Origin of the sequence: Gordonia amicalis NBRC 100051 = JCM 11271, from assembly GCF_000332995.1 — a bacterium.
In the GTDB taxonomy this organism is placed as follows: Bacteria; Actinomycetota; Actinomycetes; order Mycobacteriales; family Mycobacteriaceae; genus Gordonia; species Gordonia amicalis.
Genome location: NZ_BANS01000032.1, coordinates 44,756 through 60,149, shown reverse-complemented (window position 1 = coordinate 60,149; position 15,394 = coordinate 44,756). Strand labels below are relative to the sequence as shown.

10 protein-coding genes and 3 pseudogenes are annotated in these 15,394 nt (G+C 65.3%); 6 read left to right on the top strand and 7 right to left on the bottom strand.

The features are described from left to right. Window positions 1-6: 6 nt before the first annotated feature. A complete protein-coding gene (locus GOAMI_RS15930) occupies window positions 7-870 on the bottom strand; it encodes an ABC transporter permease (protein WP_006437579.1) in 864 nt (287 codons plus the stop codon). A gap of 10 nt (window positions 871-880) precedes the next feature. Continuing rightward, the gene (locus GOAMI_RS15925) at window positions 881-1,615 is read right to left on the bottom strand and encodes an MlaE family ABC transporter permease (protein WP_005194985.1); all 735 of its coding nucleotides are present in this window, start codon (window positions 1,613-1,615) and stop codon (window positions 881-883) included. Between the two features lie 256 nt (window positions 1,616-1,871). Here GOAMI_RS15925 and GOAMI_RS15920 point away from each other — a divergent pair, with 256 nt between their 5' ends. Then, window positions 1,872-2,348: a PaaI family thioesterase gene (locus tag GOAMI_RS15920; protein ID WP_006437578.1), complete on the top strand. Its 477-nt coding sequence runs from the start codon at window positions 1,872-1,874 to the stop codon at window positions 2,346-2,348. Between the two features lie 851 nt (window positions 2,349-3,199). After that, window positions 3,200-3,451: a DUF4192 family protein gene (locus GOAMI_RS15915; RefSeq protein WP_006437577.1), complete on the top strand. Its 252-nt coding sequence runs from the start codon at window positions 3,200-3,202 to the stop codon at window positions 3,449-3,451. Here the strand turns inward: GOAMI_RS15915 and GOAMI_RS23555 are convergent. Both GOAMI_RS23555 and GOAMI_RS15900 read right to left on the bottom strand, forming a co-directional pair. Next, window positions 3,391-4,593: pseudogene (locus GOAMI_RS23555) on the bottom strand (IS3 family transposase); the annotation flags it as partial. The gene GOAMI_RS15915 and the pseudogene GOAMI_RS23555 sit on opposite strands and share 61 nt — an antisense overlap. An 82-nt stretch (window positions 4,594-4,675) precedes the next feature. Beyond that, a pseudogene (locus GOAMI_RS15900) lies at window positions 4,676-5,576 on the bottom strand (AraC family transcriptional regulator). Window positions 5,577-5,582: 6 nt separating this feature from the next. Between GOAMI_RS15900 and GOAMI_RS15895 the strand changes: the two are divergent. Then, a complete protein-coding gene (locus GOAMI_RS15895; RefSeq protein WP_006437574.1) occupies window positions 5,583-6,695 on the top strand; it encodes a cytochrome P450 in 1,113 nt (370 codons plus the stop codon). A 5-nt stretch (window positions 6,696-6,700) separates the two neighbouring features. Beyond that, window positions 6,701-7,727 (top strand): annotated as a pseudogene (locus GOAMI_RS15890) (2Fe-2S iron-sulfur cluster-binding protein). 181 nt (window positions 7,728-7,908) lie between these two features. On the opposite strand, the gene GOAMI_RS15885 reads toward GOAMI_RS15890, so the two are convergent. The 3 genes from GOAMI_RS15885 to GOAMI_RS15875 form a co-directional block, all read right to left on the bottom strand. Next, complete coding sequence (locus GOAMI_RS15885) at window positions 7,909-9,072, bottom strand: acyl-CoA dehydrogenase (RefSeq protein ID WP_006437571.1); 1,164 nt, start codon at window positions 9,070-9,072, stop codon at window positions 7,909-7,911. 159 nt (window positions 9,073-9,231) lie between these two features. After that, on the bottom strand, window positions 9,232-9,930 hold the full coding sequence (locus GOAMI_RS15880) for a TetR family transcriptional regulator (protein WP_006437570.1): 699 nt from the start codon (window positions 9,928-9,930) through the stop codon (window positions 9,232-9,234). Between the two features lie 219 nt (window positions 9,931-10,149). Next, window positions 10,150-11,829, bottom strand: coding sequence for an AMP-binding protein (locus GOAMI_RS15875; protein WP_006437569.1), 1,680 nt, complete (start codon window positions 11,827-11,829; stop codon window positions 10,150-10,152). Window positions 11,830-12,046: 217 nt separating this feature from the next. Here GOAMI_RS15875 and GOAMI_RS15870 point away from each other — a divergent pair, with 217 nt between their 5' ends. Continuing rightward, window positions 12,047-14,098 carry an acyl-CoA dehydrogenase family protein gene (locus GOAMI_RS15870; protein WP_006437568.1) on the top strand — a complete coding sequence of 684 codons (2,052 nt, stop codon included), beginning with the start codon at window positions 12,047-12,049 and terminating at the stop codon, window positions 14,096-14,098. A 360-nt stretch (window positions 14,099-14,458) separates the two neighbouring features. Beyond that, on the top strand, window positions 14,459-15,373 hold the full coding sequence (locus GOAMI_RS15865) for a manganese catalase (protein ID WP_006437567.1): 915 nt from the start codon (window positions 14,459-14,461) through the stop codon (window positions 15,371-15,373). The last annotated feature ends 21 nt before the right edge of the window (window positions 15,374-15,394 follow it).

The window sequence follows — 15,394 nt, the reverse complement described above, 5'->3', positions numbered from 1 at the left end:
ACCCCCCTACCCAGAAATCCGTACGCCGGAATCGAGTCCCCACATCAGAAGTGTCAGAATCATGTCCTCCACGACGATGACGATGAGGCTCGTGCGGATCGCTCGGCCGGACGCCCGGCCTACCCCCTCAGCTCCGCCTGTGGCGAAGTAGCCCTGATAGCTATGGATAATCACTACGGAAACGACAAATACAAGAACTTTGATGAGCGAGAAGATAAGGTCCTGAGGTTTGAGGAACTGGTCGAAATAGAAATCATAAGTGCCGCCGGATTGGCCGTGTACCTGTGTGACGACGAGTTTAGCGGCCGCGAATCCGAGAATAAGCGCGATGATGTACAAAGGAATCACGGTCGTGATCGACGCCACTACGCGAGTGCTGACGACGAAGGGAATGGGACGTACCGCCATAGCCTCGAGAGCGTCGATCTCCTCGGAAATGCGCATCGAGCCTATCTCAGCTGTCAACCGGCAGCCGGCTTGCGCTGCGAACCCGATCGCAGCGATCATTGGTGCAAGCTCTCGGGTGTTGGCGTAGGAAGAGATGAATCCAGTCAGTGAACCCATCCCTACGAGGTCCAGCGAGGCGTAACCCTGGATACCGATTGAGGCGCCGACGGCGATGCCGAGGATGGCGAGGACGATGGCCGTTCCACCACCGACCAAGACTGCACCTCTACCCCAGGCGAATTCTTGTATGTAGAGCAGGGTTTGGCGTCGGTAGGTGGCGATGACATGGCGGATGCCGAGGACCGCGGCGATCACAAAGGTCGCGACGTGCCCCAAGCGTTCAGGTACTTGTGCAACGGGCGCGATCACGGCACCGACCGGACGGGTGGCGGCGGAGAACCTCCGGGAGGGAACGGTGGTCACGAGGCGTTTCTCATCCAATGGTTTGGGGGACGAACATGGTTGTTAGTTGCGTGATAAAGACATTGATCACGAAGCACGCGACGACACCCAGTACTACGGTGGCATTCACCGAGGTTGCGACGCCTTTAGGGCCGCCCTTCGTCGACAGCCCGCGGTGACAGGCAATCGTCACCACGACAAGTCCGAACACAAGTGATTTGCATAGAGCGACAACGATGTCGGTTACCGATGCGAACGACGCGAACGACGCGACATAGCTGCCGGGTGTGATGCCTTGGACATCGACGCTGATTGCGTAGCCCGCCAGCAGCCCGGTGAAGACGATCAGCATGCAGAGCATCGGCGCAGTGATCAACACAGATACGAACCGAGGTGCTACGACGCGCCTGGTGGGGTTGAGTCCGAGTGTCTCCATGGCGGCAATTTCTTCGCGAATCGTTCGAGCGCCCAAATCAGAGGCAATCGCTGATCCGGCCGCGCCCCCGAGTAGAAGGGCGGTAACGATCGGCGCTCCCTGTTGAATGATCCCGAGGCCCCCAGCCGCGCCAGCAATTGACGTGGCCCCAACTTGCTGAGTGAGGCTTCCCACCTGTACCGACACGATGACACCGAATGGCACAGCTACCAGAATCGCGGGCAGAGTCGTCACGACAATAACGAACCAGGTCTGCGATACGGCTTCGCGAAACGGAAACCGTCCCGTAGCAATGTCTACCGCTACCCACCGCAGGGCCTGGCCAGCCAAGCCGAGGGTGCTACCGAAAGTGGCGGCGCCGTCCAGGAAACGGTTGGCGTCGGTCCTAGTGGTGATGGACCTCTCCTTCCCTCGTACACGTGGTTTGCGCCACTCAATGCCGGTGCGCGTGATGGACAGTACCAGGTACTGCCAGTATTACCCATAGTATTTATAGAAAGACCGTGTCGGGACCAGCTCCCACACCTCATCGACCCCCGCACCCTGTTTGAGTAGGTGGCGGCTCAGTAAGGACAACGATCAGAAGATGACCTCAGAAGCAAGACTGCCGGCGCACTCGTCCCAGTGCATGGGCTGCGGAAGCGAAAACCCCCACGGACTTCAACTTGAGGTCCACCGGAGCGGCGAGCGGGTGTACGCCGATCACACCTTCGACGAGAAACACGTCGGCGCGCCAGGGTTGGCACACGGTGGCGCGATCTCGGCCGCCTGCGACGACATCATGGGTTTCACCCTGTGGATCGCGCGGACCCCCGCGGTGACCCGCACCCTGACCGTCGAATATCGCCGGCCGGTCCCTCTCCACACTCCCATGCGCCTCACTGCCTGGATTGACCACGAGTCGGATCGTCTATTGCACATTGCGGCCGCTGGATCGCTAGATGCTCAAACGTATTTCACCTCTAGCGGTGTCTTCGTCAAGGTCGACGTCGCTCATTTCCGACAGTATGCCGACGTATCAACAATCGATGACTTCTTCACCAACTTCACGCGGACAGACTGACGCCGCATCGGCCCATAGACCTGGAGAAGCGCCAAGAGATTGCGAGTGCCGTGCCTTCCCATTCCGGGTGAGTACCGAGTTGATGGCACGAAGGGTTCCTGCTGGACAGGATGCCAGGCATGTCTGGACGAGTTGATCGTTGCCGGGGAAGGCGATGTCTAGACCGCGTCAAAGTGTCTGGGACTAGGGCAAACTCGTCGTATCCAGTTCGGCTGAGATCGTATCCAGGGTCGGCTAAGAGCATGGCTAGACGAGTGCAGCCACGACCAATGGTCGCACGACAACACCGCCTGTCGATGAAGCCAAGGACAAGTGCCCCGCGATCATCGACTGCGCCGTGACGACGCAAGACATATCACGCTCCCCAGCACGCCAAAGCTGCCGCGGTACGCGGCCGACGACCTTGAATTGCTGCACGTGGTCATCGTGTTCATGCTGGGACAGCAGCGGCCGCCAGCTGAGTCGCTACACCAGCGCACGGCAGCCTCGCCGCGCTCCGCATGTCAGTTTGCATTCCCGCATTGAGATCCCCGACTGCGGGGTTGCGGCCGGTGTGGTTGCGTCGAGCCGCCTTGCTGGCTGTTCGTCAGTGCGGCAGTGAGACTGCCGGCTGCGCCGTCACCTGATCGGAAGCGGCTACGCCGCACGGTGAACAGCCCTGACCTCGGTTCGCTTTGCACTTCCGAGCCCATGGCTTCCACCCGCGCCACCAAGGCGCGAAATTCATTTCGCCGCAGGCGGTTACAGGGCGAGCGCCCCGAAAACAATTGTCGCTTGCCTCGTTGGTGTTCGCGGTCTCCAGCCAAAGTCCTCCGGTAGCAAAGCGAACCCGCAGACCCAAAGGAGCGACCATGCACCCCATCATCACCACCCCCGACCTCATCGCCGCGATCCCCGGCCTGATCGGATTCGTGCCCACCGAATCCATCCTGCTCATCGGCATCACCGCCGAGAAGGTCCAAATCGCTGCCCGCCACGACATCACCGGCGCGGCCGATGTCGCCGACTACCTCGCCGAAGTGCTGCACACCAACAAGATGAATCACCCCAGGTTTTGTGCCGCCTCCATTGTGGGCTGGTCCTCGGGGCCGAGGCCAGAGTAGTGGAGCGTTTCGAACTCGGTCGGGGGATCTGGCCGATACTCGAGTGCAGCCTGCTGTTGTTGTACCAGTCGACCCAACCAGCGGTCGCGAACTCGACGTCGGAGACGGTCTTGTACGGGCTGGAGTGGAAGATCGTGGTCCGGATGCAGTCGGTCTTGTACAACCCGCTTACCGACTCGGCCAGAGCGTTGTCGTAGGCGTCCCCGCCCGACCCGATCGACGCGGCGATGTCTTCGAGCCGCAACCGCTCGGTCAGTGTAGCCGATGTGTACTGACTTCCGGCATCTGAATGATGTATCAGCTCAGCAGCTTTCACCGGATGTCCCTCTCGTTTCCGCTGCCACAGTGCCATCCGAAGCGGGACCGTCACCAGCTCCACCGTCTTCGATGTCGATGCGTACCACGCCACGATTCGACGGGAGAACACGTCGATGATGAACACCACGTACACCCACCCAGCCCATGTCCGGCAGTACGTGAAATCGGTCACCCAGACCCGGTTCGGTTCGGCGGCACTGAACTGTCGGTTCACCAGATCCTCCGCGCGTACACCATCGGCGGACCTGACCGTCGTCCGAACTCCCCTGGGCCTTCGAATTCCATTGTGGCCTAACACCTTCATCGCTCGATCGACCGCGCCATAGGACACCCCAGGCAGTGTTGTCGGGTGTCTATGGGCGTGCATCTTAACCCGCCCATAGAGGCCCTCCGGAGTCATCTTCCGCCGGCCGTCGTCATCGGTGCGCCAGACTACGTTGCGCACCGCATCGACGACGTGGGCATCGGAGACGGTACGAGTGGCGGGAGCGCGAGTGCGCCATGCCCGGTAGGTTCGTGCGGCAATCATGCAGCCCTGCTCGCGCAGAACCCGGCAGATCGACTCGACCGCAAAACCGTTGGCGCGCATCTGATCTATGAACGTCACGATCGTCGGTTGCGGGGGTCGAGTTCCCCCGCGAAGAAAGTTGTCGCCGCTTTCAGAATGGCAACGTCCTCTCGCAACAGCTTGTTCTCCGCCTTGAGTCGCTTGATCTCGGCGGACTCCTTCGAGGTGGTCCCGGAGCGGGCGCCGGCATCGACCTGCGCTGCACGGCCCACCGACGTACCGTCTCCCCACCGACACCGACCTTCTGTCTCACGACCAGGCTGGCAGTCAGCGGATCCAATAAGCGGGAGGGAAACGGCTCCGCGGGAACGGGATTCGTGCCGAACTGGGCGTCCGGCTCACCGACGACGATGCTCCGACGGCGCGATCCCATACCTCTTCCGGTAAGCGGCAGCGAACCTGCTCGCACTCGAGAATCCCCACCGCGCAGCGACTTCGGCGACAGTTCCGGAATCATCCGACGACGTCAGGTCGGCGCGTGCCCGACTCAGACGAATGTCGCGCAGCGTCTCCGTGGGGGTGGCGCCGACATGCTCGGCGAAACCCTCCTGCAGTCGCCGCAGGCTCGATCCGTCGACCTCGGCCATGTCTGCCAGCCGCCAGTCGCGAGCCGGATCGTCGTGCAACGCGTCGAGGACCCGCTTCACCATCCGCGGTCGCAGGCCGGTACCGGCCTCCTCCGGTGAGACCGCCAGGATAAACGCGCTGCTGACCGCACTGGCGAGTTGCGGACCGACGAGGGGGGTTCGCAAGCAGGGGGTTCGCAAGCAGGTCGGCCGGTTCCCGAAGCTGCGCTGTGAGCGCGCGGACGAGCGCGAACCACGACTTCTCGTCGGGCCCGCTGAGGTCGATCTGGTCCGGGAGGAGAAGTCTCGAGCGAAGTGGGGCGGCCCGGACCCGATCGGCCTCACGCTCGAGGTATTCGGCGTCGAACTTCACCCCGACGACCTGGCAGTCGGCAGACCATCGGGTGATGAGGGACGGCCGGTCGGCGGCGAACACGGTGGCCTGCCCGGCCTCCGACGTCGTGCGGACCGACCCGGCGCGTGACTCCAGGACGCCACTGACGGGGATGTTGATCTCGTAGGCGTCGGGGTAGTCGCAGGCGATCGACACCTCGGTTCCCCAGTTCAGCCGGCCGATTGTGACCGGGCCCAGGTCGACGGTCTGCAGATCCAGCTCGAGGTGGTCGGGCGACGACAGCGCGGTCAGCTCATGCGGGAAGTACACCTGCTCGATGGCCCGGTGTGCCGCCTCCCAATCACTGGTCTGCGTGCCACCACGGCCGACATCTGCCGCTCGATCGCCACCAGCCCCGACTTCGAGGCCGTCATCACCAAGGCCGGCGGACGCACATTCGGCCACCCTGCCGTCATCGGTGTCAACGGACCGATCCACGACGACCTCCGTTCCATGGTCGATCCCGCCCTGCAGCCACAGGAGGTCGACCGCTGGATCGACGATCTGGTCCGCCCGATCGCGCGCCGCTACCTGAGCGAGTTCGAGGACACCGGGCGTGCCGAACTCATCGCCCAGTACTGCGAGCCCGTCAGCGTCCGCGCTCTCGGCGACCTGCTCGGACTGCACTCGGTCAGCTCGGACAAGCTGCGCGAATGGTTCCACAAGCTGTCGAACTCGTTCACCAATGCGGGCGTCGACGAGAACGGCGCGTTCACCAACCCCGAGGGATTCGCCGAGGCCGATGCCGCCAAGGAGGAGATCCGCTCCATCGTCGACCCCCTGCTCGACAACTGGATCGTCAACCCCGACGACAGCGCGATCTCCCACTGGCTGCACGACGGCATGCCCGAAGGTCAGACCCGCGACCGCGAGTACATCTACCCGACCCTCTACGTCTATCTCCTCGGCGCCATGCAGGAGCCCGGGCACGCGATGGGCTCGACGCTCGTCGGGCTGTTCAATCCACCGGACCAGTTCGAGCGAGTCATCGACGAGCCCGCCCTGATCCCCCGCGCCATCTCGGAGGGCATGCGGTGGACCTCGCCGATCTGGTCGGCGACCGCCCGCATCAGCACGAAGGACGTGGAGGTGGCCGGGGTCGAACTCCCCGAGGGATCAGTGGTGCTGATGTCCTACGGCTCGGCCAACCACGACCACGCCGTCTACGACGCCCCCTCGGAATTCGACCTCACCCGACCCCCGCTGCGGCACCTGGCATTCGGCGCCGGCAACCACGCATGTGCGGGTATCTACTTCGCCAATCAGGTCTGCCGGATCGGGCTCGAAGAACTGCTCGAGGCAATCCCCAACCTCGAGCGCGACACCGGCTCCGACGTCGAGTTCTGGGGCTGGGGCTTCCGCGGCCCGACCTCGCTGCACACCACCTGGGAGGTGTGATCATCATGTGCAGCTCAGACACCTTCACGGTCGAGGCCGGGAAGTCGTCGGTGCAGTGCGGACCGGACCAGAAGATGCTCGATGCGTTCCTGCGCAACGGGGTGTGGGTCCCGAACTCGTGCAACCAGGGAACCTGCGGCACCTGCAAGGTGCGCGTCGTGCGCGGAACCGTCGACCACCCACCGGCCCCGGACACGGTGCTGTCGATCGCCGAGCAGGAACAGGGTTTCGTGCTCTCCTGCCAGACCACGCCCGCCTCCGACGTCGTCATCGACCCGCCGGCCGAAGAAACGGGCTCACCACGACATGTGTTGCGCGACATCGCCGGAACCGTCGGTGCCGTCACTTCGATTGCCGACGACACCGTGTCGGTGACGGTACTCTTCGACGAGCCGCTGGAGTTCACGGCCGGCCAGTACGTCGAGCTGACGGTGCCGGGAACCGTTGAGACACGGCCGTATTCGATGGCCAATCCGCCGAGCGAACCCGACAAGCTCGAGTTCCACATCCGGCGACAGCCCGGCGGGTTGGCGACGGAGGGCTGGATCTTCGAGTCTCTGGACGTCGGCGACCCGGTCACGAATGTCCGGCCCGTGGGGCGATTTCTGCTACGAGCCGGAGGAGTCCGGCGTCGGGTTGGTCCTGCTGGTCGGCGGGACCGGCCTGGCTCCGCTGAAGGCCATCGCCCGGGCAGCGCTTCAGGACGACCCCGAACGTGAGATCCACGTCTACCACGGCGTCCGCACCCGGGCCGAGCTCTATGACGTCGACTTCTGGGAAGGACTTGCGACCACCTATCCCGCTGTCCGGTACATCCCGTGCCTGAGTCGCGAACAGTGGCCCGGGCGAACCGGATACGTCGGTGACGCGATGATGGAGGACCTTCCGTCCTGCCGGAATCACGCCGCCTATCTCTGCGGCCCACCCGCGATGGTCGAGGCGGGGGTCAAGGCACTCAAGCGCCGGCGCATTCCGCCGCGTCGTATTCGGCGGGAAAAGTACACCCCGGCCGTGAGTCTCGCCGCGGTGTGAGCCAAGCCGCGACCACTCTCCGCGTGCAGGTTTCCCTCCCGCCCAACCTGTTTCCCTTCCGCTTTTCGGATCTAATCAGCGGAAGGGAAACGGCTCCGCGGGAACGAAAACGCCCCGCCGGCACAAGCCGACGGGGCGAATCGCGTTGGTTTCGACGCGGCTCAACCAGCGGTGTGGGTGATCAGCGAAGCAGCGCGCGGCTCATGACGACGCGCTGGATCTGGTTGGTGCCCTCGTAGATCTGGGTGATCTTGGCGTCGCGCATCATGCGCTCGACCGGGAAGTCGCGGGTGTAGCCGGCGCCGCCGAAGAGCTGGACGGCATCGGTGGTGACCTCCATGGCGACGTCGGAGGCGAAGCACTTCGACGCCGAGCTGATGAAGCCGAGGTTCTTCTCACCGCGCTCGGCGCGGGCGGCCGAGGTGTAGACCATGAGGCGCGCGGCCTCGACCTTCATCGCCATGTCGGCGATCATGAACTCGACGCCCTGGAACGAGCTGATCGGCTTGCCGAACTGCTTGCGGTCCTTGACGTATTCGATGGCCTTGTCGAGCGCACCCTGGGCGATGCCGACGGCCTGGGCGCCGATGGTCGGGCGGGTGTGGTCGAGGGTCTGCAGGGCGGTCTTGAAGCCGGTGCCCTCGTCGCCGATGATGCGGTCGAGCGGGATGGTGCAGTCCTCGAAGTACAGCTCCGCGGTGGGCGAACCCTTGATGCCGAGCTTCTTCTCGAGCGGGCCGACGGTGAAGCCGGGGTCGTCCTTGTGGACCATGAACGCGGAGATGCCGTTGGCCTTCTTCTCCGGGTCGGTCACGGCCATGACGGTGTACCAGGTCGACTTGCCGCCGTTGGTGATCCAGCACTTGGAGCCGTTGAGGACCCAGTTGTTGCCGTCCTTGCGGGCGCGGGTCTTCATGCCGGCGGCGTCGGAACCGGCCTCGCGCTCACTCAGCGCGTACGAGGCCATGGCCTCGCCGGAGGCGATGCCGGGCAGCACCTGCTGCTTCAGCTCGTCCGAGCCGTTGAGGATCAGGCCCATGGTGCCGAGCTTGTTGACGGCGGGGATCAGCGACGACGAGGCACACACGCGGGCGACCTCTTCGATGACGATGCAGGCTGCGATCGAGTCGCCGCCCTGGCCGCCGAACTGCTCGGGGACGTGGATGGCGTTGAAGCCCGATGCGTTCAGCGCGTCGAGGGCCTCCTGCGGGAAGCGCGAGTTCTCGTCGACGTCGGCGGCGTGCGGCTCGATCTCCTTCTCGGAGAGCGCGCGGATCGCCTCACGCAGAGCGACGTGCTCCTCCGGAAGCTGGAAGACGTCGAAGTCGGGATTTCCGAAACCCATGACAACTCCTCACGGCACGGGGTGCCAAATTGGTGGTTACTTACCAGTGCATCACGGCACTCAGTGCCATGTCAACGCGCCGCGACACAGCGGGAATGCCACCCACGTCATCGATTCTCCTCGCCGGGTCCGGCGTTGTCCCGAACCTGCCCCAGATGCTCAGGGTTTTCGCAGCTCATCGGCCACACGACGGGCCACCTCGTCCGGCGACGTCCCGGCCGGATAGGTCACAACGGTGACCTGCTGCTGCAGCAACTCGGGATCGCCCACGGCACCGCCCTCCGAGCCTCGGGCACCGAGTGCCACCGCGATCCGGGCGAGCTCGCGGCGCAGGCGTTCGAGGGTCGCGTCGGCGTCACCGCGGATCATCTGCCGGAGCAGATAGTTGTGGGTGCCGGTGATCGCCGCGACGTAGGCCACGATGTGCACCGGCGGCTCGTCGGGCAGTCGCCGACGCAGGAACTCCTCGAAGGCGCCCTGGTAGCGGTAGGTGGTGACGAGCTCGCGATCACGCAGCGCCGGGACCTCCTGCACCACCTGGGCGCGTCGGACGGCCAGATCGCGGTCCCGTTCGAAGTGCCGGAACACCACCTCGGCCGCAGCACACACCGCCGACCAGGGATCCCCGACGTACGACGCCAGGGTGTCGTCGACCTGACCCAGCAGGGACTCGTGATCGGCGAAGATCACGTCCTCCTTGGACCCGAACTGCCGGAAGAAGGTGCGACGGGACATCCCGGCGGCCGACGCGATCTGCTCGACCGTCGTCGACTCGTAGCCGTGTTCGCTGAACAGCCGGATCGACTCGGCGACGACGCGCATGCGGAAACCCGCGCTGTCGACATCGGCAACTGACATGGGTCAAGTATCACCACATGAGCGCCCGCACGGGCGCACCACCCGAATCAGTAGCCGGCGGAACGATGTTCCCGGCGCCCGAATGCACCGGTCGGCCGCGGGCTCACGTCGAGGCCGGCGTCCGCCCGGAATCCACGACGCGGCCCGAGACGCGACCGTTTGCCCGCGAGGTCTCGAGCAGTGACCGGTTCTCGACTCGGATTGGGTTGCTGCGACGCCTCATTCGGCGCGGGCACGGTCACGCAGCTCGCCCTTCAGGACCTTGCCGGTGGGGGTACGGGGGAGTTCGTCGGCGAAGATGATGTCGCGCGGCACCTTGTAGCCGGCGAGCAGTCGACGACCGTGCTCGATGAGCTCCTCGCCGGTCAGCGTCGCACCCGGCTGCAACAGGACGTAGGCACGCGGCCGCTCTCCCCACTTCTCGTCCGGTACACCGATCACCGCGACGTCGACGACGGCGTCGTGACTCACCAGCGCCTGCTCGACCTCGATGGTGGAGATGTTCTCACCGCCCGAGATGATGATGTCCTTGGCGCGGTCGCGGAGCTGGATGTAACCGTCGGGATGCATGACGCCGAGGTCGCCGGTGTGGAACCAGCCGCCCGCGAAGGCCTTTCGGGTCTCGTCCGCGTCGCGGAAGTATCCGGCCATCACGTTGTTGCCGCGCAGCACGATCTCGCCCATGGTCTCGCCGTCGGCGGGTACATCGACCAGCGGCACCTGCTCGGGCACCACCACGCGGGCCGTCTCGGCCTGCACCATCCCCACGCCCTGGCGGGCGAGCTTCGCAGCGCGGTCGGCGGGTTCCAGTGCGCTCCAGGCTTCTTGATGCTCACAGATGGTGTACGGGCCGTACACCTCGGTGAGGCCGTACACGTGGACCACGGTCACGCCGATCGCCTCGAGGGCACCGATCACGGTCGGCGACGGCGGCGCCCCCGCGGTGGTGATGTGCAGCGGACGGTTCAGAAGATGCGCCCGCGGCGAGCCGACGATGGTGGTGCAGACCGTCGGCGCACCACACATGTGGGTGACGCCGAGATCGTCGATGGCGTCCCAGATGGCGTCCGCGCGGACGGCCCGCAGGCAGACGTGGGTGGCGCCGGCATGGGTCACCGCCCACGGCGTACACCAGCCGTTGCAGTGGAACATCGGCAACGTCCACAGGTAGCGCGACGACCCGGTGAACTGGTTGTGGAAGGTCTCCCCGAAGGAGTTCAGGTAGGCACCTCGGTGGGTGTACATGACGCCCTTGGGTTTACCGGTGGTTCCCGACGTGTAGTTGATCGAGATGATCGCGTTCTCGTCGTCGACCGTCCAGGCGATCGGCGCCGGATCGAGGTCGTCGGCGGCGGTCAGGTGGTCGTCGTAGGAGACGAGGCCGTCGATGCCGGCGTCGGCGACGGGACCGGGGGTCACACCGAACTCGGGGTCGGCGATCTCGACGACCGTCTCGACCTCGGGCACCTGACCGATGATCGCGGAGACGGTGTCGCGGAACTCCGCGTCGAAGTAGAGGGCCTTGGCCCCGGAGTGCTGGAGGATGTAGACCAGCTCGGGTCCGGCGAGCCGCGAGTTGAGTGCGACGAGGACGCCCCCGGCGAGCGGCACCGCGTAGTGCGCGATCAGCATCTCGGGGATGTTGGGGGCCAGGTAGGCCACGCGGTCCCCCGAGTGGATCTTCGTGGCGAGGACGCGAGCGAGGCGCTGCACGTGGTCGGCGAACTCGGCGTAGGTGAGTCGACGCTGCCCGTAGAGGATCGCCGCGCGGTCGGGGAAGACCGCCGCCGAACGTTCCAGGAAGCGCAGCGGGCTCAGTTCGGAGCGGTTGGCCCCGCCCCATTCCGTGGTCGACGGGCCAGCGCCCGTCGCAAATGCATCGGGCGTGGAGACCGACATCGTTCCTCCGTTTTCTCGCGACCGTGTGACCGGGCCCGAGGTTGTGACGGCCCATACGTGCGACGGCGATCTAGGGTACTGATCACATCGAAACGCCTGCACCCTCCGAAGAGGGGGTTCGAGCCCGACACCGTGACCGGATTGGTGCACGCACCGGGCCCGTAGCGGGCACCACAAAATATGGGACGGAGCCCTGCGCACTACGTACGGTGGATCCATGGCAACTCCCACTGAGAGTCTCACCCCGTCGCGACCCACTCCGATCGCCAAGGAACCAACCGTCGATGATCCGGTCGCCCCGGCCGAAGTCTCCGCCGACGACGAACTGTCGGCCGACGAACGGGCGTTGCTCGTCGACAACCTCCGGTTCGTCCTCGACGGACGCTGGCGTGCCACCAGGGAAACGGTCCGCGAGAACTCCAACCGAGCCGATCTGCTGCCCGACTCCTCCCGCACCCTCGGCGAATCGCGTGCCCACACCCTCGAGGTGATGCGCGAACTCGCGTCGCAGGGCTTTGCTGCGGCCGGCTTCGCGTCCGACCACGGCGGCACCGGCGACATCGGCGCCTCGATCACCGCCATCGAGATGCTCGGATATGCCGACCTGTCGCTGATGGTGAAGGCCGGCGTGCAGTGGGGGCTGTTCGGCGGTGCCGTGGAGAACCTGGGCACCAAGCGCCACCACGACAAGTACGTCCCGGGCATCATCAACATGGACGTCCTGGGCTGCTTCGCGATGACCGAGACCGGTCACGGCTCCAACGTGCAGGCCATCGAGACCACGGCCACCTACGACCGCGACACCCGCGAATTCGTCATCCACTCCCCCACCCCGTCGTCGCGCAAGGACTACATCGGTGGGGCGGCCGAACACGCCCGCTTCGCCGCGGTCTTCGCCCAGTTGATCACCGGCGGTCCCGACGAGGAGCCCGAGGGACGGGGCGTGCACTGCTTCGTCGTGCCGATCCGCGACGAGGACGGCAACGATCTGCCCGGCATCACCACCAGCGACTGCGGCCACAAGGGCGGTCTCGACGGTGTCGACAACGGCCGCATCATGTTCGACAACGTGCGGGTCCCGGCGGAGAACCTGCTCAACCGCTACGCCGACGTGGCCGAGGACGGCAGCTACAGCTCGCCGATCGATAACACCAACCGTCGCTTCTTCACGATGCTCGGCACCCTCATCCGTGGGCGCGTGAGCGTGGCCGCAACCGCGGGTGCCGCGGGCCGCAAGGCATTGACCCTCGCCACCCGTTACGGCCTGATCCGCAAGCAGTTCGAGGCGCCCGACGCCACCGACGAGATCACCGTTCTGGACTACCTGGGCCACCAGCGAAAGCTGTTGCCGCTCATCGCGAAGTCGTACGCCATCGCATTCACCCAGAACGAGATCGTGGCCGAACTGCACGAGGTCCAGTCGGTGGCGCCGGACGATTCCGACGCCGGCCGGCAACGCCAGTTGGAAGGACAGGCCGCAGGCCTCAAGGCCTACGCGACCTGGCACGCCTCACATTCGATCAACGTCAGCCGCGAGGCCTGCGGCGGCGCAGGATACCTGGACGAGAACCAGCTTTCGATCATCCGCGGCGACATCGACGTGTTCACCACCTTCGAGGGTGACAACACGATCATGATGCAGCTCATCGCCAAGGAACTGCTGTCGTCGTATTCCGATGACGTGCAGGGCCTTTCGGCGGGCGGATGGGTCCGTTTCATCGCCGGGATGGCGCGCGACGTGGTCGCCGAGAAGACCGCCGTCCGCCAGGTGGTGCAGACGCTGCTCGACAGCTCCGACGAGGACACCGAGAAGTCGGCGCTCACCGACCGGAGCACGCAGATCCGGTTGTTCCGCAACCGCGAGGACCACCTGGTGCGCACGTGTGCACAGCGGTTGCGACGTGCGCTCGACGACGAGAACGACGCCTTCGACGTCTTCAACAACGCGCAGGACCACCTGCTGAAGGTCGGGCACGCGCACATCGAGCGGGTAGTGCTCGAAGCGTTCGTCGAGGCGATCGAGAACTGTGATTCCCGTTCTGCTGCAGAACTGTTGGGCAAGGTGTGCGACCTGTTCGTGTACTCCGCGCTCGAAGCCGACCTGGCCTGGTTCATGATGCACCGGCACATCTCGGTGGAGCGGGCCAAGGCGGTCCGGCGCGGCGTGAACGAGCTGTGTCAGGAACTGCGCCCGCACGCACGTTCGCTGGTCGACGCGTTCGGCGTTCCCGAGGAACTGCTGCGTGCGCCGATGCTCGAGAACGGCTGACCCGACCACCTGCGCGACCCTGCATCGATCCGACCCCACCGCGTCCGGCCTGTACCCGCACAGGCCGGGCGCGGTTTCTTCGATGTTCGGGTTTGAATTGTCACAACCCGGGCACACTGCTCCCGACGCCGCTGTGAAAACACCCGCCGCGACGTGACCCGGACGGTCTCGCACTGCGCCGCTGGGTCGACTCGGCCCAGGACGTGGACGCGAATCGTCCTGGGAACAGAGCACACTCGTCGCCGACAGGGGTTCGCTGCTTCGCGCGGCCACTGCGATCAACACTGCCCGCAGAAAGCCCGTCGTCGTCGACGCCTCTCGCTGGCTCGCCGCCCACCCAACACGACTGTCAGGGGAATCATGTTCCGCCACACCGATTACATGCAGTTCGACGTCAAACCCGAGAAGCCCGACCCCGTTTACGCGCGCAAGCTGCAGGAGCTGCTCGGCGGCGCCTTCGGCGAGATGACCGTGACGATGCAGTACCTCATGCAGGGCTGGAACTGCCGCATGAAGGGCAAGTACAAAGACCTGATCATGGACATCGCGACCGAGGAGATCGGTCACGTGGAGATGATCGCCACGATGGTCGCCCGCCTCCTCGAGGGCGCTCCGGTGACCGACTCCACCGCCAACGCCCTCGGCGATCCTGTGGTCGCCGCGGTCCTCGGCGGCAGCGATCCCACCCAGGCCGTCTTCTCCGGTGGCGGCCCGCGCCTCGCCGACAGCAACGGCGTGCCGTGGAACGCGGGCTACATCGTGCACAGCGGCAACCTGCTCGCCGACTTCCACGCGAACGTCACGGCCGAGGCGCAGGGTCGCGTCCAGACCGCGCGACTGTGGCACATGACCGACGACCCGGGCGTGAAGGACATGCTGCGGTTCAACCTGGCCCGCGACACCTATCACCAGAACCTGTGGCTGAAGGCCATCGAGGAACTCAAGGCGGACGGCCTCGAGGGCACCATCGCCCCCGACGACCTGTTCGACGAGGAGTTCAGCGAGCACGCGAGCACGCTGTGGCATCTGTCGGACGGTGCGGACTCGGACAAGGGCGGCTGGGCGAGCGGTCCCACCCCTGACGGGAAGCACGAGTTCAAGTTCCTCGCCGATCCGCAGCCCCTCGGCGACCGCCAATCCGGCCCGCCGCCGGATCCGAAGCTCTATGCGACCTACGATGGCGCCATGGGGACCCCGCAGAAGCCGAAGTTCGGCACTGAGAAGGGTGTCATGGGCAAGATCAAGGACGTCGTCGATCCCGATCCGACCGGATAGAGACCCGTCGCCGGTGCGGCA